The organism is Aquabacterium lacunae, assembly GCF_004310865.1.
GTDB classification, from domain to species: Bacteria; Pseudomonadota; Gammaproteobacteria; order Burkholderiales; family Burkholderiaceae_C; genus Aquabacterium; species Aquabacterium lacunae.
Map to the genome: position 1 here is coordinate 276,019 of NZ_SIXI01000002.1, position 21,279 is coordinate 297,297.

A 21,279-nucleotide genomic window follows, 5' to 3' on the forward strand; every position below is an offset into this window, starting at 1 on the left:
CGCCATGGGCTTTGCCAAAGTGCCCCACCAGGTGCCCACGCGTGACGGGGTCAGCCCCAGCTGCGTGGTGGTGCCCGGCCCGCACTGGCCCGACTGCCTCAGCTTCCTGGCCGAGCGCATCCCCGCCGTGCCCAAGACCGACTGGCAGCAGCGCATGGCGCAAGGCGATGTGGTCACCGCCCAGAACCAGCCGGTGCCACCCGATGCGCCCTGCACACCGGGCATGAGGCTGTATTACTGGCGTGAAGTGCCCTTCGAACACGAGGTGCCTTTCCCGGTGGGCATCGTGCACCAGTGCGAGCACCTGGTGGTGGCCGACAAGCCGCACTTCCTGCCCATCAGCCCCAAAGGCCGGCATGTGCAGCAAACCCTGCTGGTCAAGCTCAAGCGCCTCACAGGCATTGACACCCTGGTGCCGCTGCACCGCATCGACCTGGAAACCGCCGGGCTGGTGGCCTTCAGCGTGCAACCCAGCGAACGTGCCGCCTACCAGCGCCTGTTTGCCGAGCGGCAAGTGCGCAAGGTGTACGAAGCGATCGCCCCTGTGCGCCCTGAGCTGAACCTTCCCCTGCGTTGCCACACGCGGCTGGAAGAAAGCCCGCACTTCATGGCCATGCACACCGTGCCCGGCGAGCCCAACGCCGACACCCTCATCGAGCTGCTGCGCACCTTCATCGGGCCAAACGGTCACCCCCTGGGGCATTACCGACTGCACCCGCACACGGGCCGCAAGCACCAGCTGCGTGCCCAGATGAACCACCTGGGCCTGCCTTTGCTAAACGACCGCATCTACCCGGTGATGCGGCCCGAGCCGCCCGTCACCCAGGCGCCTGATTTTTCAAAGCCGCTGCAACTGCTGGCCAGCCAACTGGCATTCCAAGACCCCTTCACCCATCAGCGCCGTCACTTCGTCAGCCAAAGGCCGCTGCCGTCGTGTCCAGGGCTTCTCGACGACATCGAATGACACCGCACCACGGCGCCACGGCAAGGGGCGTCGCATTCGGCTCATGGGGCCTTGCAGATCAAGCCACCCATCGCATGGGCACATAACGGATGCCATCGGTTCGAATCTCGGTGCCCTCACGCTGAAAGCCAAAGCGCTCGTACACCGGCACAGCCACGGCCGACGCATTCACCGTGATGTGCTGGCCCTTGCCTGCAGCCTGGGCGGCTTTCACCAAGCCCACCCAAAGGCGGCGGGCCAGCCCTTGGCGCTGCGCCTCAGGTGCCACGAACAGGTGAAACAAGTGGGTGTGATCACGCATGCCCGCCACACCCGCCAACACCTCGCCCTGCCAGGCTGTGAGGTAATGGAAATGCGGTGAGGCCATCAAAGCATAGAGCTCAGCGGCCGACGTCGAGGCCATGAATCGCTCCGCGCCCTGCCCGCCAGGCAAGAGAAAAAAATGATGCGACAAGCTGCGTATGAGCCGGCTGGCCGCTGGGGCGTCGTCTGGATCTGCCACGCGAATCAGTGTCTCCATGGCCCGATGGTAGCCACAGACACTCGCCACGGCAATCCTGCCATACCAGAAGGCTTCAGACCTGCTGGCCGTGGTGCCAGTTCAGCACAGCGTCTTCCAGCAGGGCATGCCGGTCGGCTGGCGCCATCAAGGCAGACAAATAGCCATGCAAATGCCGTGTTTCCGGCACCGCCGCCAGCTGCTGCCACACCAGCTGCAACCAGCTGGGGTCGATGGTCTGCGGAGCCACCGGCAGCGGCTTGACCGCTGCACCCAAAGCCACCAGCTGGGCCATCTTTTCGGCATTGACCTGCAGCTGGGTGTCCAGCTCCTGCACACGATGGCGCAGGGCCGCCTCCACCTGGGTCAGGCACAGCGCAGCCGCGGCGCGGCTGGCCTTGCGCGGGCTGCTTCCTGCGGCTGCGGCGTCCGCATGCACGCCGTCCACAGCCGCCAGCAACCTGGCTCGCTGACCACTGCACATCGAGACCAAAGGTGAGCGCAAGCGCTTGAGCAGGTCTTCGGTGGCTGTCATCCACTGCAGCACCGCAGGGGCAAACGAGGCATCTTGCGCCTGGTACAGCCCGATCAGGTCGGGCACCAGCATCAGGCGCTCCAGCAAGGTTTCACGTGTGTAGAGCTGCATGGTTCACTCGGGGGTCAGCATCACCGACGACGAGCCATCGGCCCGCTTCACGTCCTGCCACTCCATGCCTTCCTCACGCAGCACCAGCTTCAGACGGGTCACCGTGTCGGGGTTGGTTCGCTCTTTGATCTCGCTGGTCAGCACACTGGTCTTCAGTGTGGCTGCCCGCCCAGGCTCCTTGATGGCTGACAGCCTGATGGCCTCCTTGGCCGCCGTCAACACCGCCGCGCGGATCACGAGCGGGTCTTTCTGGACCGCCGCACCCGCATTGAGGCCCGCGGCTGTCGCTGCACGTGTGGTGGCGGCTGGCAGATCGGCTGCACCGCGCAGCTTGCGGCTGCTGGCCGCGATCGACGCCTTGTTCAAAGCCGCGACGCGCGTGTCCACAGTGTCACGCACCGGAGTCATCAGGGCCTTGTCAGTGGCCTCTGCCAGTTGCTCACGCAACAAGTCAGGGGCCAGCTTGCCAGCCTGCCCTGCCTGCAGCACCTGCTCGAAACTGACCAGCAAGCTGCGGCTGATCTGTTCACGCAGCGCGGCACTCACGGGCACATCGGCTTGCTGGGCTTGTTGGATGGCCGCATCGACCGCCAGAGTCGACAACTCTTTCGGGCTGGCAAACACAGGCGGTCGGGCCGCCTGCACTTCGTCAATGATCAAAGGCACATCCACCACCACCTCGGGCAAGCGGATGCGAGGCACGGTCATGCCCTTGAGCAGTGGGCTGCTCTGGTAATACTGAGCGATGGCAGAGGTCTGCTCATCGGCCATGCGACGGGCCTGCGCAAGACTGCTCAACACCGCGCCCAAAACCTGGTCCAGTTCGGCCATGGTTCACCTTTTCAAATCAATGCCATGTGCAGGGACCAACGCCATCAGGCGGCGGCAGCTTCCTTGATGCTGTTTTCCAGGATGGAAAGCAGACGCTCGGTACCGGCAGGCAGCTCATCCTGCACAGCGCGCACATGCACGGCCATCGAGTAGGTGCGCTCGGTCTTGGACGAGGCGCTGGTGGACTTCTTGTAAGAGAAGCTGGTCTTGAGCTCGGCAGACACCGGGCCCCAACCGGCCTTGGCGGCCAGCGAGGTCTTCAGGTCGGTGGAGCTGGTGGTGGTGCTTTCCTGCACCGAATTGATCTTCGCGTTGAAATCGATGGTGGTTTCTTCGACGCGAATGAACGGAATGGGCAGCATGGTCAGCAAGGGCACTGACAGCTTCTGCTTGGTCTCCACCAGCTCCGCGGTGGGATTGCCTTGCGCGTCCTTTTTGGGGACCATCTTGTTGTAGCTGAACTCGACCTGCTCGACGTTGCCGTCCTTGTCGAAGCCCACCGACTTGATGAAGTCGACCGACGTGATGGCCGACTGGGCCTGCGCCTTGATGACCGCGTTCAGCGGGCCACCGATCATTGCCGAGAAATCGAGGCTGGAGAGTTCGTCACCGATTGCCATGATGCATTCCTGAAGGTTGTGAGAAAAGAGGTTTTGCGTACTGCGAGACGCATTGTCAAAACCCCTGATCGATCGCAACAGCCCTCCAGGGCCCGCGCCCCCTAACTTGAAGCGCGGGCAGCGCACACATCCCTGAGCAAGCTAGGGGGGTGGGTTTGTGACATCAAGCCCTGGGGCCCAAGGCCAAGGTCCAGTACCCGATGTCCAGCCACTGGCCGAACTTGAAGCCCACCTGCTTGAGCCGGCCGCTGGCCTCGAATCCCAGCGACTGATGCAGGGCCACACTACCCTCGTGCGGCAGTGCAATCACGGCCACCAGCGTTCGGCACCCTTGCTCAGCCAGCATCGGAATCAGCGCCTTGTACAGAGCCCGCCCCAAGCCCTGGCGCTCACAGCCCGCCTTCAGGTACACCGACGCTTCCAGCGTGTGCCGAAAGGCCGCGCGGGCATGGAACTTCGCCCCGTAGGCGTACCCCAGCACCTCGGTGCCACGCACACACACCAGCCAGGGGTGATGCTGTCGGTAGGCGTCAATGCGCTCGCGCATCTGAGCCGGCGACAAAGGTTCTTCCTCGAACGTGACCGTGGTGTGCAGGATGTAGTGGTTGTAGATGGCCGCGATGGCGTGTTCGTCACCGGGCGCAAAGGGGCGGATCAAACTGGGCTGCATGCAGGCCAATATAGCCAGTGCGTCGGGGCTTTCAATGCCAGGACAGCAACAGCACCGCATTTGCGAGACCATGTCGGGATGAACTCTGCATATGCCTGTCTGGCCGTGGCCATCGTGGCTGAAGTGATCGCCACCAGTTGCCTGAAAGCCTCGGAAGGCTTCACCCGCCTGTGGCCCAGCCTGGCCACCGTGGCGGGCTACGGCACCGCCTTTTACTTCCTGTCGCTCACCCTGCACACCATCCCCACGGGCGTGGCCTACGCCATCTGGTCGGGCGTGGGCGTCGTGCTGATCTCGCTCGTGGGCTGGCTGGCGTTTCAGCAAAGCCTGGACGCCGCGGCCGTGATCGGCATGGGCTTGATCGTTGCCGGGGTGGTGGTGATCAATCTGTTTTCAAAGGTGGGGCATTGAACACAGGCTCATGCCTCGATTAATAGCTTCATAGTTTGAACACCTCGACAGTCACTATTTCCTGGGCCCCCAAGCCAAAGGTTGTGGGGTTGGCCACCAGCAGCTGGCCGGTGATCGTGAACGTACAGATTTGACTGTATACCTTGACCTCACCAGACTTGCCACAGCCCTGGCTGTCACCCACCCAAGTAACCACAACCCCAGACGAGGAGCTAGTGACATTGGCCTTGTAAGTGCCTGGCGTGAGCCTCATAGAGAAGCTTGCCCCCTCTTCAAGGACCTTTGACTCTCGAAGGACCAGATCATTGCTTGCGGTACTGCCTGCGCCATCCCCTCCCCCGCCACATGCGGCAAGGAAGCAAAGAGGAGCAAGGATGGCGATGGATTTCAACTTCATGGCAAAAAAGTTTGATGATCCCTGCACCAGGTTGCGCCGGAATGAGCGCCCATGAGCCAAAAAGCCCAGGCCTGCGTTACCTGAGAGAATCCTGGGTCAGATCATCGTTACGCACACCAAGGCCCACCCATGAGCATGAAGAAGACCGACCTCTACAAGGCACTGGCCAAGAAGGTTGGCGGCCAGCAGAAGGCCGAGCGCACCCCCGAACGTTTCGGCAAGGCCGCCAAGGCGGTGGCTGTGGAAGAGCCCAAGGCGCCCGCGGCACCCAAGCCCGTGCAGATCACGCTGCGCCTGCCACCGGCCCTGGTGGCGCAACTGCGCGAACAGGCCCTGAGCCACGAAGACGGCATCAGCGGCGTGGTCGCAGACGCCCTGCAAAAACACTTCAAGCCCACGCGCACGCGCAAGAAGGCCGAACCGGAGGCCTGAAGCGGGAGCCGAGGCTGCTCAGGCCTTTTTCACGAACTCCGACTTGAGCTTCATGGGGCCAATGCCGTCGATCTTGCAGTCGATGTTGTGATCACCCTCGACCAGGCGGATGTTTTTGACCTTGGTGCCCACCTTCACCACCTGCGACGAGCCCTTGATCTTCAGGTCTTTGGCCACCGTCACGCTGTCGCCATCGGCCAGCAGGTTGCCGCTGGCGTCTTTCACGACCAGGGCGGTGTCTTCAGCGGCGGCTGAGGCGCCAGGCTGCCATTCGTGGCCGCATTCCGGGCAGACCAGCTGGCTGCCGTCGTCGTAAGTGAAGGCCGATTGGCACTGGGGGCAAGGAGGAAAGGTGCTCATGCGCCATTGTCTCACCCGCGTGTTTCGCAGGCTGTCAGACCGAGCTTGGCGCTCTACCCTTCACTGATTCCACGGCAACTTGCTGCAATTGGGCGAAGCCAGCTTCTTGCCGCGCTGGCGCGCGCGCATCACGGCCTCGAAGCCGGGTTGGCCACCATGCCAGATGCTGTTCAGCAAACCTTGGATGTCGTCCACAGAAAACGTGGCGAATTCGGGCCGCAACTGCCGCAAGGCGGCGGCCAGCTTTTCGCGGGCCACACCCTGGTGGGTGGCCAGCACGATCCACACCGCCTGGAACAGATCGGGCGTGTGCTCGCAGATGAAGCGGATGCGGCCCAGGGCCTCAGCCGGTGCGCCATGCTGGCCGGGCAGCACCCAGCCCACCAGGGCGTCCACCGATGTTGCAGACTCGGTGGTGTCTGTGACTGCTTCCTGCATGGCTGTACCTCACACCCATGGCCGCAACCTTTGCAGTTTCGGCCATGTGGCGGGGGGCTGGAGTGGCCAGCCACTGCAGGCGGGGCGCAAGTGTGCGGTTTTCACCCCCGGGCAGCATGTGGCGCTGCGCATTGCCACACTTCGGCGGCATACACCTGCTCATGCCCCGCCACCGCCACAGGCTGCACGCCCACACCCTGCAGGAACAAGGCCTTGCCCGGGGTCAGGTCACCACTGCCTTGCACATGCACGAACCAGGCGGGCTGTGCGCGCTCAGGAAAGCGCTGGAAGTATCGCGCCCGTTCAATGAACAGCCAGCGCAGGAAGACTTCGTTTTCACCCAGGCCCAGGCCGAAACACAACAGCGGCTTGTGAAAGAACACCTGCAGCCAGGTGTGCGCGCCCGGCCAGCTGGCCATGTGCTGCGGCTTGTACAGCCGGTTGCCCGCCTGCGTGAGCCACCCCCGCACACGCTGCACCGCGCCCATGTAGTGCGACAGGCCCAGGCGCACGCTTTGGCGGTAATGCGCCATGCCGTGCACATGCCAGATGGCAAAGGCCTGCAGCGGGTCAGCCACCGGGCCGGGCGCAAAGCAGCGCCCCCAGGGGTAGAAGGCCGTGAACGCCTGCCGCTGCGGGCCAGACCGCTGCAAGGTGCAGCCCGCGGCCTGCGCCAGTGAATGCTCGAAATTGGTGGTGAGCACCGGCGCCTGCGCCTGCTGCGCCCAGCGCATGATGTGCCCATGATGCGGCAGTGGCTGCCACTGGCCCATCAGCTCGCAAAACTGCGCCTGCAAGGCCTTGTGACCCGTGCTGCGCGGTGCGCCAGGCGGGCGGTGCAAGGCCAGCTCCAGCACATCGAAAAACTCCGTAGGCGACACGCCCGCGGGCACGCCCTCGTGTTGTGGGTTGAGGTGCTGGCGGGCCAGGGCTGTGAGCAAGGCTTCCCACGAGTTGGTGCCGGGCGCGGCGCCAAAGCGGTTGATGCCATTGCCCACCAGCAAGGCTGGGCGGTGTGGCAGCAAGGCGGCCAAAGGGTTCTCAAACTTCATGGTGTGCACCCACCAGCCTCAGCCCCACAACTGCACATCAGGCAGGTTGGCCAGCACCTCGGCATAAGTGCCATAACGCTGCAGGCAGGCCACCACCTGGGGCAAGGGCTCGGCCCACACCTCGGGCAGGTCGCGCTCAAAGGGCGGGTGCACGGCAAAGGCCAGTTGCTCGTGTGGCGGGTTGAACTCGGCCTGCACGCCGGGCTTGTTGCCACGCGCATCAACCCTGAACCAGCCATGCCCCGGCAACCACACGGCATTGAGCCCGTGCAGGCAATACGGCGCGCCCTGCCCATCCACCGACAAGCGCTGGTAGCACAGCCCCGTGGCAATGCCCTGCGCCCTGAGCAGCGCCGCCAGCAAGTGGCTTTTGGCATAGCAATAGCCCGTGCCATGCAGCAGCACATCAGACGCCTTGCACGTGACCGGGTTGCGCTTGAAATCAGCGCTGTGCTGGATCTGGTCGCGCACAAAGTGGAAGGTGCGCGCAATGGCCTGGTGGGGGCCCGCAGCACCCTCGGCCAACTGGCGGGCCTGGGCCGCCACGGCCGGGTGCTGGTGGTCAATGAATTCGCTGGCTTGCAGGTAAGCGTTCACAAGGCGCGCAGGCACTTCATGGTTGTGCATGGCTTACACATTGATGTTGAAGCCAAGATCAACATCAGAGGCCGGCTTGCCGCCTTGAACGCCCCAGTTTTCTGGAGGGTGCTCTCTCAAATTGATGATCACATCCGACGCCTGGATACCGAGCGCTGACAGGTTTCTGACGATTGCCGAATAGAGCGCGCGCTTTGCTTCAATTGAACGCCCCGAGAACATGTCAAACGTCACCAAGGTGTACCGATCAGATTTCCCCGGCGGGCTGGTGAAGCGGTGAGGCTCGTGAACGACGAGACGAATGTTCTTGTCCCACTCTGGCGTCTTGATGCCCTCCATCATTGCTTGGTGAACGGCATCGATGATGGCGATCTCTTGCTCGGTGGTGTAGTTGTGCTTGACTTCGATGGTCACCGTTGGCATTTCTGTTTCCCTTGCTGCAAGTTGCCGCAGCAACTATGGCTGGTAAGCGCGAACGCTTTCTTGTTCGCTCGCATCCGTGCGAGACACCAGCGCAATGGCCTCTGAGTCTTGGCTCAAATTGACGGGCTGATGCGGCAGGCCAGAGGGGATGTAGAGGAAGTCTCCTTGTTTGTTTATGCACGACTTGGACAGACCCTTGCCATAAAAGGTTTGAACTTCACCCTTCAGTATGTAGATCGCAGTCTCGAACCCATCGTGGTAGTGCGGTTGTGCCTTGGCGCCCGCAGGAATGATCACGATGTTCATCGATATGCCTTTTGCGCCGGCTGTCTGACTTGAGATGCCCACATAGTTGGGCAACTTCTGCAGGGTGTCGATGGCGACATCGGGTCGCACAGTGATGATTTCGCCGTCGAGATTCATGAGGGCCTCCGATGAGTGGGTATTGGCTGTTAATTGCCTTGATGCACGGGACTGGGGCTGCCTTAGACGCCTGACGCCCAATTTAAGCTGTGCAATAAGTAGCGAAACTTATAAAGGGAACCAACCGTAAGCTTCGCGTCCGCGTTGAACCGACAGCTAGGCTGGGGCGCGGAGTGGAAATTTTTCATGCCGCACTGACCGACAGTGTTGGGTGCTGCATTTCATGTATCAATCCGCGCGTCGCGCTTGTTCCGGTTTTTTACTCATTGTCTGCAAAGGGTCACCGTACGCCGCGCCGAGCAGAAATGCTGCAACTATGGCGGAGCATAGTGCGCCCACAACAAGTAGTAACCAAGGCCATCTTTGAAAGTAGCTCTCTCTTGCAATGAGGCGTAATCTTTCTGGAAGCGTTTTGCCGCGCTCATTTGCACGTTCCATTGCCGCCAAAGCACCGCTCAATAGGGCTGCCTGCCCAGCGGGATCTGAGTCGATGTCGCTCGCAGCTTGTATGCTAACTCTGAAAGCATTGATATTGTTATAGGTATACGCGAGATCATCTGCAAGTTCAGGTCCAAGCAAGCCTATTTGTGCCACGCAACTATCAAAAACTCGATCATTAGGTTTTTCTGTTTTTGGAATTCTCAGCTTGGCGCCAGACGCCGCCAATTCATAGATTTTTTTGACGTTTGAGTGGGCAAGAGGCCAGGCGTCGCTGTATGAGCCAAGTTCGCCAGCGAGAGCGCCAGCTAAGGCGGTTCTATTACAGTGACGACGGTAGTGCTCAGACACGAACGTGCTCAGAAAGCCTGCTATTAGTGTTCCCACTAGCGCCAAAAGCGCGCTAACTATCGAGTTATCCAAGTACGCTCTCCCAAGATTTTCGCTCGTGACAATAACTGAAAAGCCTAACGTAAAGCTAACCGGCGAGCCAAAGCTACGCTTTGGCGAGTCCAGCGACCGAAGGGCGCGAGGTTGAGCGCCATGTTAGAAAACTGTTTCACCAGTAACGCTATGATGCATTGACTCATAAATACCCATCAATTTATGGCAAGCAAAAATTGCTGAGTTGTGGTTTTCTGTATAGCCAGGTTTTCCATTTTCCAAGGAAATCTCAATGTCGTTTGCAACCACGGCCTGACTTTCTCCCTTGTGAATCCCTAGGTTATGTATGGTGTTTCTTTGATTTCTATAAAAATTTAAAAAAGTACGCACCTCGTCTGCTTCCTCCTTTTGAATTCCAGATTTATATAACACGTACTCTATTTTTTCAGAGCTGGACACATAGAAAGAAATTCTTTTTATCTTTTCCAAGATCGAGGCTTTTTCGTCATTGTCACTGATTTCGGAGTATTTCCCAATTAATTCAATAAGCTTCTTTTCCTTCTTGTCGCTTCGTGGCTTGTTGAGTAATAACTTTTCGTACAATTCCTCAACATGTTTCTCAAAGGCGGAAAATGTGTTTACTTTGAAATCAAGAAAATTTGAACCAATGATGAAATCAGTCCTGTTTGCAAAGAGGTCTTGCAAATCATTCTCCGCATATTGCAGTCGCTTAAAGTGCTCATCACTATAGTGGTTATCTTTAACCTCTTTAATTAAATTTATTAAGGGGCCTCTTTCAAGCAGTGATGCACTTATTTCGTCATTTATAAAATAAATAAGAAGAGGGTCAACCTGATCGGAAATTGCAGTAAAAAAATTACTATATGATTCGGCGCTTATACTACTTTGGCGCATTGCTAAAAAATGCCCCTTCAGCAAGGCCTCACCCTTTAATACCAATAGATTGTATATTCTCTCTTTGTTGTTTTTATCGAACTTATTGATTTGTTGGTGCATAAATTCTTGCCGTTTTCTAACGTAATTTATACGTCTTCATTGACGGCTTAATTGGTTATGGCGATCACGAAGCACAGATAACCAACCAGCCAAAGAGTTATCCATCACAAACAACATATCCCACCTCCCTCATTGACAACGGCCGCCCAAGCCAGCCGCGAAATTTTTTTCACTTCCCAACATCTTAACGCCCCCCATCCCCCACGCAACGTTCGCGCCACCCCCACGCAAAAACGCCGCCTCCCGTGCTCCCACGGGGGCGGCGCTGCCGTTGTTATGGGCCGCTCAGCGCCTGGGCGCCGGGCCGTTCACTTTCACCAGTTGCCCATCACCTCACCCATGCGAATGGCGCGGGTGGGCTGCCATTGCGGGTTGAATTTAAAGGCGCCCTTGGGCAGCAGCATCACCACGGTGCTACCCAGCAAGAAGCGGCCCATTTCGTCACCCTGCTGGAAGGTGATGTTCCGGTCGTCATAGCGCCATTCGCGCACCTGCTTGCTGCGAGGCGGGTTCACCACGCCGTGCCAGGTGGTGGCCATGCTGCCCACCACGGTGGCGCCCACCAAGGTTTGCACAATGGGGCCAAACTCGGTGTCGAACACGCACACCACGCGTTCGTTGCGGGCAAACAGGCCGGGCACGCCACGGGCGGTGGCGGGGTTCACGCTGAACAATTCACCCGGCACGTAAATCATGCGGCGCAGGCGCGCGGCGCACGGCATGTGAATGCGGTGGTAATCCTTCGGGCTGAGGTACAGGGTGGCAAAGTGGCCGTTTTCAAACTGGGCGGCCAGCTCGGCGTCACCGCCCACCAGGGCGCGCGTGCTGTATTGGTGGCCCTTGGCCTGGAAGATCTGGTCGGCTTTGATCGGGCCAAACTGGCTGATGGCGCCATCCACCGGGCACACCAGGCTGGCCTGGGCCAGGGGGCGGGCACCGGCCTTCAAGGGGCGCGTGAAGAATTCGTTGAAGGTGGGGTAGCTGGCCGGGTCGGGGTTGGCCGCTTCCTGCATGTTCACGCCATAGCGGCCAATGAACCACTCAATGAACCGGGTGGTGAACGCCCCGCCTTTGATGTTGGCGGCGTGGCCGGCCGCGGCCGTCAGGGCCACCTTGGGCAACACATATTGCGAAGCAACGAACAAGCGCTCAGACACGGGTGCACCCCACAGGCAGAAATGGCAAAACGGCAAAAGAGGCGCCATTCTAAAGACGCCGGTGTACAAACACGGCTGCACCCAACCTGCTTGATCATTCACGCCATGCTTCGCCCTCTTCATGTGTTGGCCGCCCGCGCCCTGGTGCTGGCCTCGGCCGCGGTTTCCACAGCAGCTTCGGCCGCGCCTTTTGTTTACCTGACCAACTGGTACGCCCAGGCCGAGCACGGCGGCTTCTACCAGGCGCAGGCGCAGGGCCTGTACAAGCAGGCTGGGCTGGAGGTGGCCATTCGCATGGGCGGGCCGCAAATCAACATCATGCAGCAGATGCTGGCCGGCAAGGCCGACTGCATCATGGGCTACGACGTCGAAACCATGAAGGTGTGGGAGCAAGGCATCGAGGCCGTCACCGTGGCCGCGGTGTTCCAGAAAGACCCGGCCGTGCTGGTGGCCCACCCGGATGTCAAACGCATGGAAGACCTCAAAAGCCGCACGCTGCTGATCGGCGCGGCCAGCCGGGTCAGCTTCTGGCCCTGGCTGAAGGCGCGGTATGGCTTCACCGACGAGCAAACCCGGCCCTACGCCTACAACATCCAGCCCTTCCTGGCCGACAAGAACATTGCGCAACAGGGCTACCTGGCCTCTGAGCCCTACAGCATTGAAAAGGCCACCGGCAAGGCGCCCAAGGTGTTCGTGCTGGCCGACCACGGCTGGCCCCCTTACGCCACCACCGTGGTGTGCAGCCGCAAGACGCTGCAGCAGCGGCCCAAAGAGGTGGCCGCCTTCGTGAAGGCCTCGATGCTGGGCTGGAAGAGCTACCTGCAGGGTGACCCGACCCCGGCCCACACCCTGATCAAGAAAGACAACCCCAACATGACCGATGACCTGCTGGCCTACGGCATCGGCAAACTCAAGAGCGAAGGCGTGGTGCTGGGCGGTGACGCCGCCACGCAAGGCATCGGCACCCTGACCGACGCCCGCATGAAGGCCACGTTTGACCTGCTGGTGCGCCACAAGCTGATCGACCCCGCCAAGGTGGATGTGCGCAAGACCTACACCACCGAGTTCGTGAAGAACCTGAAGGTGCTGCCCTGAGCGCCCTGCCCGCCATTGAAACCACCGGCCTGCAGCTGCGTTACCCCAACGGCACGCAGGCCCTGGCCGCCCTGAACCTGCACGTGGCCGAGGGCGAGTTCGTGGCCCTGCTGGGCCCATCGGGCTGCGGCAAGAGCACGCTGCTGAACCTGGTGGCCGGCTTGCTGCAGCCCAGCCAGGGGCAGGTGCGCCGTGCGGCCTCTGAGGCCGATGTGTCGTATGTGTTCCAGGCGCCCACCTTGATGCCCTGGGCCAACGTGGCTGCCAATGTGCGCTTACCGCTGGACCTGGCCCGCGTGCCCCGCCACGAGGCCGAGCCCCGCGTGCAGCAGGCCCTGGCCGCTGTGGGCCTGGGCGATGCCGGTGCGCGCCACCCGCACGAGCTGTCGGGCGGCATGCAGATGCGCGTGTCGATTGCGCGGGCCTTGGTCACGCGCCCTCGCCTGTTGCTGATGGACGAGCCCTTTGGCGCGCTCGACGAGATCACCCGCCACAAGCTGGACACCGACCTGCGCACCCTGTGGCAACAGCAGGCCAGCAGCGGCCAGCCCCTGACGGTGCTGTTCGTGACGCACAGCCTGGCCGAAGCGGCCTTTGTGGCCAACCGCGTGCTGGTGATGGCGCCCAAGCCGGGCCGCGTGGTGGCCGATGTGCCCGCCTGCCCCGAGCAGCCGCGTGACGAATGGCTGCGCACCAGCGCGCCCTTCAATGCCCTGGTGCGCCAGCTGCACCAGTTGCTGAAAGAGGCCAGCGCATGAGTGCCCTGCCACGCCTGATGCCCCGCTTGATGCCCTGGCTGGTGGCCGCTGCCCTGCTGGCGCTGTGGCAGGCCGCCTGCACCTGGGCCAAGGTGCCCGAATACCTGCTGCCCACGCCGCTGCGCATTGCCGAAACCCTGTGGGCCGACCGCGCCTTGCTGGGCGCCGCCTGGCTGACCACCTTGAAGATCACGGCCGGTGCGCTGCTGGCCGCCACCACGCTGGGCACGCTGGTGGCCTTTGCCTTTGTGCAAAGCCGCTGGGTGGAAGCCGCGTTCTTCCCGTATGCCGTGCTGCTGCAGGTGACCCCGGTGGTGGCGCTGGCCCCGCTCATCATCTTGTGGGTGCCCGAGCCCACGCTGGCCCTGGTGGTGTGCGCCACCGTGGTGGCCGTGTTCCCCGTGATCTCGAACACCACGCTGGGCCTGCGCAGCGTGAACCCCGAGCTGGCGGCCTACTTCCGCCTCAAAAAAGCCAGCCGCTGGCAAACCTTGTGGCGGCTGCAACTGCCTTCGGCCCTGCCCCACTTTTTTGCGGGGCTGCGCGTGGCCGGGGGCCTGGCCCTGATCGGCGCGGTGGTGGCCGAATTCGTGGCCGGCACCGGCGGCACCAGCAGCGGCCTGGCCTACCAAATTCTGCAGAGCGGCTACCAGTTGCAGGTGGCCCGCATGTTCGCGGCACTGGCCCTGATCACGGCCACGGGCGTGGCCATCTTTGCCTGCATGAACGCCCTGGCCCGCTGGGCCATGGGGGGCTGGCACCCCACCGAACGCTCGGCACACGACTAAAACCCCTGGGTCAGCTCGGGTTTGAAGGCGTGCCACGCACTTCAAGACGACTGGTCATATTATTCGCCCATGCCGCGCACCGCCGACCCCACCGACATCCCCAACCGCCTGCTGGCGGCGGGGCACCTGCTGTTCAAGCAGCAGGGCTACAACGCCACGGGGGTGTCCGAGCTGGCCGCTCAGGCCAAGGTGCCCAAGGGCTCGTTCTACAACCACTTCGAGAGCAAAGAGGCTTTCGCGGTGGAGATCATCCAGCGCTATGCGCAGGGCATGGACGCCACCTGGGACGCAGCCATGGCCACCCTGCCGGCAGCGCGCCAGGCCTCGCCGCTGGCGGCCATTCGCCACCTGTTTCAAACCTTCATTGCGCACCACGAGCAGGCCACCTGCCCCGGCTGCCTGGTGGGTAACTTCTCGGCCGAACTGGCCGAAAGCAGCCCGGCCTGCCGCGAGGCGCTCGACACCGCCATGCGCCACTGGCACCAGCGCCTCACGGCCCTGATCGAGCAGGCCCAGCAGGCCGGTGAGGTGCGCCGCGACGTGCAGGCCAAGGCCTTGTCAGCCTTCTTCTGGAACGCCTGGCAAGGCGCCCTGCTGCGCATGAAGGTCACCCACAACGCCAAGCCGCTGAAAGAGTGCCTGCGCCTGATGCTGGACCACTTCTTTCAGCCCACTGACGTGTCTGAAGTTTCCGATTCCTGAGCTTGTCGTACTGAAGTTCCCTCGGGGCGGTCGCCGCCTCACCCACTTCCTTCCACTGGAGCACCCCATGGCACTGAGCCAAGCCGACATCGCCAACAGCGCACTGTTTCAACCGTTCAAGCTGGGTGAGATCACCCTGGCCAACCGCATCGTGATGGCCCCCCTCACCCGCAACCGCGCCGAGCCCGGCAACGTGCCTGGCCCACTGACCATCGAGTACTACGCCCAGCGCGCCAGCATCGGCCTGATCATTGCCGAAGCCACCCAGGTGTCGGCCCAGGCCCAGGGCTACATCGCCACGCCCGGCGTGCACACCCCCGAGCAGATCGCCGGCTGGAAGAAGGTGACCGACGAAGTGCACGCCCGTGGCGGCAAGATCTTCGTGCAGCTGTGGCACACCGGCCGCATGTCGCACACGGCCTTCCAGCCGGGCGAAAAGGCCCCCGTGGCCCCCTCGGCCCTGCGCGCCAATGCCAAGACCTACATCCCGGGTCAAGGCTATGTGGACACCTCGGAGCCCCGCGCCCTGGAAACCAGCGAGATTGCTGGCATCGTCGATGACTTCCGCACCGCAGCGCGCAACGCCATCGAAGCGGGCTTTGACGGCGTGGAAATTCACGGCGCCCACGGCTACCTGCTCGACGCCTTCCTGCGCGACGGCTCGAACAAGCGCACCGACGCCTATGGCGGCAGCATCGAAAACCGTGCCCGCTTCCTGCTGGAAGTGATGGCCGCCGTGACCGCCGAGATCGGCGCGCACCGCACCGGCGTGCGCATCTCGCCCGTGTCGCCCGTGAACGATTCGAACGAGAGCAACCCGCAGCCGCTGTTCGAGCACGTGGTGCGTGAACTGGCCAAGATCAACCCCGTGTACGTGCACGTGGTGGAAGGCTTCACCGGCGGCCCGCGCGACAACGCCCCCTTCGACTACGAAGCCATTCGTGCCCTGTACAAGGGCGTGTGGATGGTGAACAACGGCTACACCCGCGACATGGCCATCGAGGCCATCGCCAATGGCAAGGCCGATCTGGTGTCGTTCGGCCGTGCGGCGCTGACCAACCCCGACCTGCCCCGCCGCTTCAAGGAAGGCGCGCCCCTGAACGAATTGTTCAAGGACGCCCCCCTGTACGGCGGCCAGGGTGCCCACGGCTACACCGACTACCCGGCCCTGGCATGAACGGCCCCCGGCAGCCCTGACAATCGTTAATTGACAACAACTCTTGTCAGACTAGAATGCAACGGCCTCAGGCACCCGCCTGGGGCCGTTTTTCCTGCTGTGGAGACAAGATGACGATTGCAAACACCTGCGTGCTGGTGGCGGCTGTGCTGCCGATCGTGACCGTGGGCCTGGCCAAGGGCTCGACCGCCGGCAAAAAGCGCCGCGACGGTGGCTACGACAACAACCACCCTCGCCAATGGGAAACCAAGCTGGAAGGCTGGCAGGCCCGTGCCGCCGCCGCGCAGAACAACGGCTTTGAAGCCCTGCCCCTGTTCGTGTTTGCCGTGCTGGCCGCGCAACTGGCCGGCCTGGACCAGGCCCGCACCGACATGCTGGCCATGGCCTTCATTGGCGTGCGCGTGCTGTACACCGTGACCTACCTGGCCAACCTGGCCGCGCTGCGTTCGCTGGTGTGGGCCGCAGGCCTGGGCGTGACGATTGCCATCTTCGCGCCCACGCTGAAGCTGCCGCTCTGATCAAGCCCGATCAGGCCTGACCAGACAAAGGGGCGCTCACCACTCGATGGTGCTGCCGTCCCAGGCCTTGAAGCTGCCCGATTCGGTGGCCGTGTCGATCACGGCCAGCAGTCGGGCAGCGGCGTTTTCAGGGTGCATCAGGCCGGGCTGCTCGGGGCCATCGGGCACAAACGGCTTGGACAGCGGCGAGAACACCGTGCCCGGGTGCAGGGCCAGCAGCACGGCCTCCGGGCGCTGTCGGGCCACCTCGATGGCGGCGGTGCGCCACAGCATGTTCAGCGCGGCCTTGCTGGCGCGGTAGGCGTACCAGCCGCCCTTGCGGTTGTCACCGATGCTGCCCACGCGGGCCGACAAGGTGGCCACCACACAGCGGCCCTGGCGCGGCAACAGCGCCACCGCATGCTTGAGCCACACCGCCGGGCCCAGGGCATTGATGGCCAGCACCTGGGCCATGTGCTCGGCGTTCAGGTCGGCCAGGCGCTTTTCAGGGGGGACGCCGTTCAGACTCAACACCCCGGCGGCATTGATCAGCACATGGAAAGGGCCGTGCACGCGCAAGGCCTGCATGGCGGCTTCGATGCTGGGCTCGTGGCACAGGTCCATGGGCAGCAGCTGGCTGGCCGCATCAGGCTGGCGGGCCGTGCCCCAGACCCCGCCGCAGCGCGGGTCGGCCTGCAACCGGGCCATCAGGGCCGCGCCAATGCCACCCTGGGCCCCCACCACCAGGGCGCGGTAGCCCTCTGGCAACGTGCTCAAAGTGCTCAACATCAAGGCGCCACCATCAGGCGTCGCCAGCCTTCCAGGCCCAGGCGGCGCAGGGTGGCCATGTTGGTGTCGTAAATGTCGGCCGCATCCGGGAAGGCCTGCGTAGCCTGCTCGATGCTGCTTTCACGGATCAGGTGCAGCGTGGGGTAAGGCGAGCGGTTGGTGAAGTTGGTGATGTCGTCCACCTCGGTGCCCTCGAACTGGTAGGCCGGGTGGAAGCTGGCGATCTGGATCTCGCCATCGAGGCCCATGTCCACCAGCACCTCGTCGGCCTCTTCCAGGAAGTCGTTGTAGTCCAGGAAGTCTTCCAGCACATAGGGGTGCACCAGCAAGGTGGTGTCGGTGCGGGCGGGATCAGCGCTGGCCAGCAGTTCCAGCTCGCGCACCAGCTCACGCGCCAGGCTTTTGGCACTGGTGGCGGGCGAGACCACATAGCGCACCTGCTGCTTGACGTGCACCGCCTTGGCAAAGGGGCACAGGTTCAGGCCGATCACCGCCTTCTCCAGCCAGTGGCGGGTGGCCTGCACCACCGGCAGTTCGTCGGGGTGGGCCTGCAGGTTGTGCGCGGGGATGCCGAGCCGATCGTCGGGCGGGGTGTGAGGCAAGGTGTCAGGGGCGCTCATGCGGCCATTGTGCATGCCATGATGCGGGCTAGGCACCCTGCCCTCGCCTGTCCGTCCATCAGCCCTGGCTTGTCCACCCCGCTTGTCCACCCCATGCACGACGCCGTCACCCTGCGCCAGCTGGTTCAGCAGTTTCCCCGCCCCGGGCGGCTGGAAACCATCGTGTTGCGCCCAGAGCGCCTGGCCCCTGTGCGGGTGGTGCCCGAGGTGCAGGCTTTGGCGGGCCTGGGCCTGGCCGGTGACCGCATGGCCAGCAAGAAGCCCAGCCGCGGCGCAGCGGCCAGCGGCAAAGGCAGTGCGCGGCAGGTCACCCTGATCCAGGCCGAGCACCTGGCCACCCTGGGCGCGCTGCTGGGCGAAGGGCCCATCGACCCCACCCGACTGCGCCGCAACCTGGTTGTGTCGGGCCTGAACCTGCTGGCGGCCAAGGCCTTGTTCAAGGACCAGCCCGTGCGCCTGCGCCTGGGCCCCGACGTGCTGCTGGAACTCACAGGGCCCTGTGACCCCTGCTCGCGCATGGAAGCCGAACTGGGCCCGGGTGGCTACAACGCCATGCGCGGCCATGGCGGCATGACGGCACGCATCGTGCAGGGTGGCTGGCTGCAGCAAGGCTGCACCGTGACCGTCGAGTTCCCGACACCTGAACCCACTGAAGTACCGAGTTCCCCATGAGCTGGCTTGGCCACCTGACGCTTGACTACCGCCGCGACGGCGAACGCACCACCGCCCACGACCGCCACGATGGCCCCTTGCGGGTGCTGCAGCGGCTGTACCCCGAAGGCCCGGAGGTGTGCCACCATGTGCTGGTGCACCCGCCCGGTGGCATCGTGGGGGGCGACGTGCTGAACGTGCAGGCCACGCTGGCAGAAGGCACGCACGCCGTGATCACCACGCCGGGGGCCACGCGCTTTTACAAAAGCAGTGGCGCCACGGCCGAACAGAGCCTGGTGGCCCGAGTGGCCGATGGTGCCCGCCTGGAATGGCTGCCGCTGGAAACCATTGCCTACCGGGGCTGCAAGGCGGTCAACCGCATGCGCTTCGAGCTGGCACCTGGCGCCGAGATGATGGGCTGGGACCTGCTGGCCCTGGGCCTGCCCGCTGCCAACGAAGCCTTCGACAGCCCGGACCATGCCGACGCGTTTTTCACGCAAGAGATCGAACTGCCGGGTGTGTGGCTGGAGCGCGGCACCGTGAAGGCATCGGACCACCGGCTGCTGGACAGCCCGCTGGGCTGGGCCGGCCGCCGGGTCAGTGGCACCTTCTGGTTCGCCACGGGCAGCGCCATGCCCAATGCACGCCGGCAGCAGCTGCTGGACCTGGCCCGCACGCACATCGATGCCCTGCCAGCCGATGCGCCTTGTGTGGCCGGCGCCACCAGCACGCATGAGCGGGCGGTGGTGGTGCGGGCGCTGGCCGCTCGGGTCGAGCCCATGATGGGCCTGCTGGCCGCCATCTGGGCCGACTGGCGCCAGCACGGGTGGCAGGTCACGCCCTGCCCGCCGCGGGTGTGGAAAACCTGAAGCCCAGGCCACCCCGCCAACCGCTGATCAGACCTTGGCTTCTTGCCACTCCAGGCTTTGCACCTGGTTGCGGCCGCTTTCCTTGGCCACGTACAGGCCCTGGTCGGCGCGGTCGATCAGCTGCTCCAGCGTGAGCGCACCGCCCTTGCCCAGCTGCGCCACCCCAAAGCTGGAGGTGATGCGCAGGTTGGGCACTTCCGTGATCGACGAGCCAGCCTCGGCCTCGATGGCCGCGCGAATGCTTTCGGCCACCCGGGCGGCCTGGTCCAGCTTCATGCCGGGCAGCAAGATGCAGAACTCTTCGCCGCCATAGCGGCACAGCACGTCTTCGGGCCGCATGGCGCGCTTGAGCAGGCGCGAGACCTGCTGAATGACCAGGTCACCCACGGCATGGCCATACGTGTCGTTGAAGTTCTTGAACTTGTCAATGTCGCTCATGAGGCAGCTCAGCGGCTCGCCGCCGGCTTGAGCCTGGGTCATCAGTTCATGGGCGCGGTTGAAAAAGGCGCGGCGGTTGAAGCACCCTGTCATGGGGTCGCAGTTGGCCAGTTTCTGCAGTTCGTCGTTCTGCTGCTGGATCTTGTCGCGCGAGGCGTGCAGCTCGCTCAGGGTCTGACGCAACTGGGCATTGGCACGGTCGAGCGCGGTCACGTCATCGAGCGTGACCAGGCAGCCGCGCGGGTTGCCGGCCGCGTCTTTGATGGCCGCACAGTTCATCAGCACGCGGCGGTGGCTGCCATCGGGCGTGCTCAGGTCCACCTCGACCCCGATGATGGGCTCCGGGGATTCGATGGCCTGCTGCCACGGTGGGCTGTCGTGCTGCCCCCGGATGCCGTCGAGCAACCAGGCCTGGTGCCCGATCTTCTTGCCCAGCAGCGAGGCACTGGCCGCACTGGGGTGCAGGTTGCGAAAAGCCTCGTTCACCATCAGCATGTGCCCGTCAAGGTCAAGCACGATCAGGCCTTCGGTGAGGGTGTCGAAGGCCACGCGCACCCGCTCGGGAATGGCCTTGGACGGGTCAAGGTGTTGCAGCACCCGCCGCAGGTACAGGTAAAAAGCCACGAAGCAGGCGGCACTGAGCAGGCCCACCAGCTGCACCGTGGGCTGCTGCAGAAAACCGATCAGCGTAGTGGCCCAGGGCGAGGTGAAGGCCACCTCCAGCTGCCCCCAGCGGCCCTGCGGCGTGTTCAGCGGCACCACCACATGCGTGATGGTGGACAGGCCTCCGGCGGGCTGCTGCCAGGCGGTGGGGTGCTGCAGGGTCTGCGCCACCAGCTTGCCGTTGACCATGCGAACACCCACCGAGCGCACGTCATCGCTCTGGCTGACCACCTGATCGAAGAGGTTCACCAGACGTTGGGGCTGCGGCGACTCGGCCAGCATCTGGCGCACCTGAAGGGCCAGATGCACCGACACCTGTTCGCGCACGGCCAGGGTGATGCTGCGCTGGTCGGGCAGCAGCTTGAAGACGAGGTCGAGCACCATCAGCAAGCCCACCAGCAGGGAGATCAGCCCCAGCGTGATGCGCGTGGTGGGACTGAAATGGAGGAACTTGAACTGCGGCAGGCGCATGG

Annotated in this window: 29 protein-coding genes; 11 read left to right on the top strand and 18 right to left on the bottom strand. The window is 63.3% G+C overall.

The window, feature by feature from the left end; all coding sequences use genetic code 11:
* The first annotated feature begins 4 nt into the window (after nucleotides 1-4).
* The gene (locus tag EYS42_RS05000) at nucleotides 5-964 is read left to right on the top strand and encodes a pseudouridine synthase (protein ID WP_130966761.1); all 960 of its coding nucleotides are present in this window, start codon (nucleotides 5-7) and stop codon (nucleotides 962-964) included.
* Between the two features lie 58 nt (nucleotides 965-1,022).
* On the opposite strand, the gene EYS42_RS05005 is transcribed toward EYS42_RS05000, so the two are convergent.
* The 5 genes from EYS42_RS05005 to EYS42_RS05025 all read right to left on the bottom strand — a co-directional run bounded on the left by EYS42_RS05005 (nucleotide 1,023) and on the right by EYS42_RS05025 (nucleotide 4,230).
* The gene (locus EYS42_RS05005) at nucleotides 1,023-1,484 is read right to left on the bottom strand and encodes a GNAT family N-acetyltransferase (RefSeq protein WP_130966762.1); all 462 of its coding nucleotides are present in this window, start codon (nucleotides 1,482-1,484) and stop codon (nucleotides 1,023-1,025) included.
* Between the two features lie 55 nt (nucleotides 1,485-1,539).
* Nucleotides 1,540-2,109: a hypothetical protein gene (locus EYS42_RS05010; RefSeq protein WP_130966763.1), complete on the bottom strand. Its 570-nt coding sequence runs from the start codon at nucleotides 2,107-2,109 to the stop codon at nucleotides 1,540-1,542.
* A gap of 3 nt (nucleotides 2,110-2,112) precedes the next feature.
* Nucleotides 2,113-2,940 (bottom strand): hypothetical protein, encoded by an 828-nt coding sequence (locus EYS42_RS05015; RefSeq protein ID WP_130966764.1) that lies wholly within the window; start codon nucleotides 2,938-2,940, stop codon nucleotides 2,113-2,115.
* Nucleotides 2,941-2,984: 44 nt separating this feature from the next.
* On the bottom strand, nucleotides 2,985-3,560 hold the full coding sequence (locus EYS42_RS05020) for a DUF2589 domain-containing protein (RefSeq protein ID WP_130966765.1): 576 nt from the start codon (nucleotides 3,558-3,560) through the stop codon (nucleotides 2,985-2,987).
* Between the two features lie 163 nt (nucleotides 3,561-3,723).
* Nucleotides 3,724-4,230, bottom strand: coding sequence for a GNAT family N-acetyltransferase (locus EYS42_RS05025; protein WP_130966766.1), 507 nt, complete (start codon nucleotides 4,228-4,230; stop codon nucleotides 3,724-3,726).
* A gap of 78 nt (nucleotides 4,231-4,308) precedes the next feature.
* On the opposite strand from EYS42_RS05025, the gene EYS42_RS05030 reads away from it, so the two are divergent.
* Nucleotides 4,309-4,641: an SMR family transporter gene (locus tag EYS42_RS05030; RefSeq protein WP_130966767.1), complete on the top strand. Its 333-nt coding sequence runs from the start codon at nucleotides 4,309-4,311 to the stop codon at nucleotides 4,639-4,641.
* A gap of 28 nt (nucleotides 4,642-4,669) precedes the next feature.
* Here EYS42_RS05030 and EYS42_RS05035 read toward each other — a convergent pair whose 3' ends face one another.
* Nucleotides 4,670-5,038 carry a hypothetical protein gene (locus EYS42_RS05035; protein WP_130966768.1) on the bottom strand — a complete coding sequence of 123 codons (369 nt, stop codon included), beginning with the start codon at nucleotides 5,036-5,038 and terminating at the stop codon, nucleotides 4,670-4,672.
* A gap of 129 nt (nucleotides 5,039-5,167) precedes the next feature.
* Here EYS42_RS05035 and EYS42_RS05040 point away from each other — a divergent pair, with 129 nt between their 5' ends.
* A complete protein-coding gene (locus EYS42_RS05040; protein WP_130966769.1) occupies nucleotides 5,168-5,470 on the top strand; it encodes a hypothetical protein in 303 nt (100 codons plus the stop codon).
* Between the two features lie 18 nt (nucleotides 5,471-5,488).
* Here EYS42_RS05040 and EYS42_RS05045 read toward each other — a convergent pair whose 3' ends face one another.
* The 9 genes from EYS42_RS05045 to asd form a co-directional block, all read right to left on the bottom strand.
* Nucleotides 5,489-5,830, bottom strand: coding sequence for a zinc ribbon domain-containing protein YjdM (locus tag EYS42_RS05045; RefSeq protein ID WP_130966770.1), 342 nt, complete (start codon nucleotides 5,828-5,830; stop codon nucleotides 5,489-5,491).
* Between the two features lie 60 nt (nucleotides 5,831-5,890).
* Entirely contained in the window at nucleotides 5,891-6,268 is a 378-nt protein-coding gene (locus EYS42_RS05050) for a hypothetical protein (protein WP_130966771.1), read from the bottom strand.
* A 101-nt stretch (nucleotides 6,269-6,369) separates the two neighbouring features.
* On the bottom strand, nucleotides 6,370-7,320 hold the full coding sequence (locus tag EYS42_RS05055; protein ID WP_130966772.1) for a hypothetical protein: 951 nt from the start codon (nucleotides 7,318-7,320) through the stop codon (nucleotides 6,370-6,372).
* 18 nt (nucleotides 7,321-7,338) lie between these two features.
* Complete coding sequence (locus tag EYS42_RS05060) at nucleotides 7,339-7,947, bottom strand: transglutaminase-like domain-containing protein (protein WP_130966773.1); 609 nt, start codon at nucleotides 7,945-7,947, stop codon at nucleotides 7,339-7,341.
* A gap of 3 nt (nucleotides 7,948-7,950) precedes the next feature.
* Nucleotides 7,951-8,340, bottom strand: coding sequence for a tautomerase family protein (locus tag EYS42_RS05065; RefSeq protein WP_130966774.1), 390 nt, complete (start codon nucleotides 8,338-8,340; stop codon nucleotides 7,951-7,953).
* Between the two features lie 33 nt (nucleotides 8,341-8,373).
* Entirely contained in the window at nucleotides 8,374-8,763 is a 390-nt protein-coding gene (locus EYS42_RS05070) for a cupin domain-containing protein (RefSeq protein WP_130966775.1), read from the bottom strand.
* 228 nt (nucleotides 8,764-8,991) lie between these two features.
* On the bottom strand, nucleotides 8,992-9,552 hold the full coding sequence (locus tag EYS42_RS05075) for a hypothetical protein (RefSeq protein WP_130966776.1): 561 nt from the start codon (nucleotides 9,550-9,552) through the stop codon (nucleotides 8,992-8,994).
* Nucleotides 9,553-9,747: 195 nt separating this feature from the next.
* The gene (locus EYS42_RS05080) at nucleotides 9,748-10,602 is read right to left on the bottom strand and encodes a hypothetical protein (RefSeq protein WP_130966777.1); all 855 of its coding nucleotides are present in this window, start codon (nucleotides 10,600-10,602) and stop codon (nucleotides 9,748-9,750) included.
* Between the two features lie 314 nt (nucleotides 10,603-10,916).
* On the bottom strand, nucleotides 10,917-11,759 hold the full coding sequence (gene asd, locus EYS42_RS05085) for an archaetidylserine decarboxylase (RefSeq protein WP_130966778.1): 843 nt from the start codon (nucleotides 11,757-11,759) through the stop codon (nucleotides 10,917-10,919).
* Between the two features lie 105 nt (nucleotides 11,760-11,864).
* Between asd and EYS42_RS05090 the strand changes: the two genes are divergently transcribed.
* From EYS42_RS05090 to EYS42_RS05115, 6 genes are all read left to right on the top strand, one after another.
* Entirely contained in the window at nucleotides 11,865-12,854 is a 990-nt protein-coding gene (locus tag EYS42_RS05090) for an ABC transporter substrate-binding protein (RefSeq protein ID WP_207301109.1), read from the top strand.
* Nucleotides 12,855-12,889: 35 nt separating this feature from the next.
* On the top strand, nucleotides 12,890-13,612 hold the full coding sequence (locus EYS42_RS05095; protein WP_425358874.1) for an ABC transporter ATP-binding protein: 723 nt from the start codon (nucleotides 12,890-12,892) through the stop codon (nucleotides 13,610-13,612).
* Nucleotides 13,609-14,400 carry an ABC transporter permease gene (locus EYS42_RS05100; RefSeq protein ID WP_245503509.1) on the top strand — a complete coding sequence of 264 codons (792 nt, stop codon included), beginning with the start codon at nucleotides 13,609-13,611 and terminating at the stop codon, nucleotides 14,398-14,400. The genes EYS42_RS05095 and EYS42_RS05100 overlap by 4 nt, the downstream gene beginning before the upstream one ends.
* Nucleotides 14,401-14,469: 69 nt before the next feature.
* Complete coding sequence (locus EYS42_RS05105; protein WP_130966781.1) at nucleotides 14,470-15,102, top strand: TetR/AcrR family transcriptional regulator; 633 nt, start codon at nucleotides 14,470-14,472, stop codon at nucleotides 15,100-15,102.
* 67 nt (nucleotides 15,103-15,169) lie between these two features.
* Complete coding sequence (locus EYS42_RS05110) at nucleotides 15,170-16,279, top strand: alkene reductase (RefSeq protein WP_130966782.1); 1,110 nt, start codon at nucleotides 15,170-15,172, stop codon at nucleotides 16,277-16,279.
* 110 nt (nucleotides 16,280-16,389) lie between these two features.
* The gene (locus EYS42_RS05115; protein ID WP_130966783.1) at nucleotides 16,390-16,797 is read left to right on the top strand and encodes an MAPEG family protein; all 408 of its coding nucleotides are present in this window, start codon (nucleotides 16,390-16,392) and stop codon (nucleotides 16,795-16,797) included.
* Between the two features lie 36 nt (nucleotides 16,798-16,833).
* Here the strand turns inward: EYS42_RS05115 and EYS42_RS05120 are convergent, their stop codons facing one another.
* Together EYS42_RS05120 and EYS42_RS05125 are read right to left on the bottom strand one after the other, a co-directional pair.
* Nucleotides 16,834-17,565: an SDR family NAD(P)-dependent oxidoreductase gene (locus EYS42_RS05120; protein ID WP_130966784.1), complete on the bottom strand. Its 732-nt coding sequence runs from the start codon at nucleotides 17,563-17,565 to the stop codon at nucleotides 16,834-16,836.
* A complete protein-coding gene (locus EYS42_RS05125; RefSeq protein WP_130966785.1) occupies nucleotides 17,565-18,185 on the bottom strand; it encodes a DUF1415 domain-containing protein in 621 nt (206 codons plus the stop codon). The genes EYS42_RS05120 and EYS42_RS05125 overlap by 1 nt, the downstream gene beginning before the upstream one ends.
* 93 nt (nucleotides 18,186-18,278) lie before the next feature.
* Here EYS42_RS05125 and EYS42_RS05130 point away from each other — a divergent pair, with 93 nt between their 5' ends.
* Nucleotides 18,279-18,857 carry an MOSC domain-containing protein gene (locus EYS42_RS05130; protein ID WP_130966786.1) on the top strand — a complete coding sequence of 193 codons (579 nt, stop codon included), beginning with the start codon at nucleotides 18,279-18,281 and terminating at the stop codon, nucleotides 18,855-18,857.
* Complete coding sequence (locus EYS42_RS05135; RefSeq protein ID WP_130966787.1) at nucleotides 18,854-19,705, top strand: urease accessory protein UreD; 852 nt, start codon at nucleotides 18,854-18,856, stop codon at nucleotides 19,703-19,705. Before EYS42_RS05130 ends, EYS42_RS05135 begins: the two co-directional genes overlap by 4 nt.
* Before the next feature lie 27 nt (nucleotides 19,706-19,732).
* Here EYS42_RS05135 and EYS42_RS05140 read toward each other — a convergent pair whose 3' ends face one another.
* On the bottom strand, nucleotides 19,733-21,277 hold the full coding sequence (locus EYS42_RS05140) for a GGDEF domain-containing protein (protein ID WP_130966788.1): 1,545 nt from the start codon (nucleotides 21,275-21,277) through the stop codon (nucleotides 19,733-19,735).
* Nucleotides 21,278-21,279: the final 2 nt, after the last annotated feature.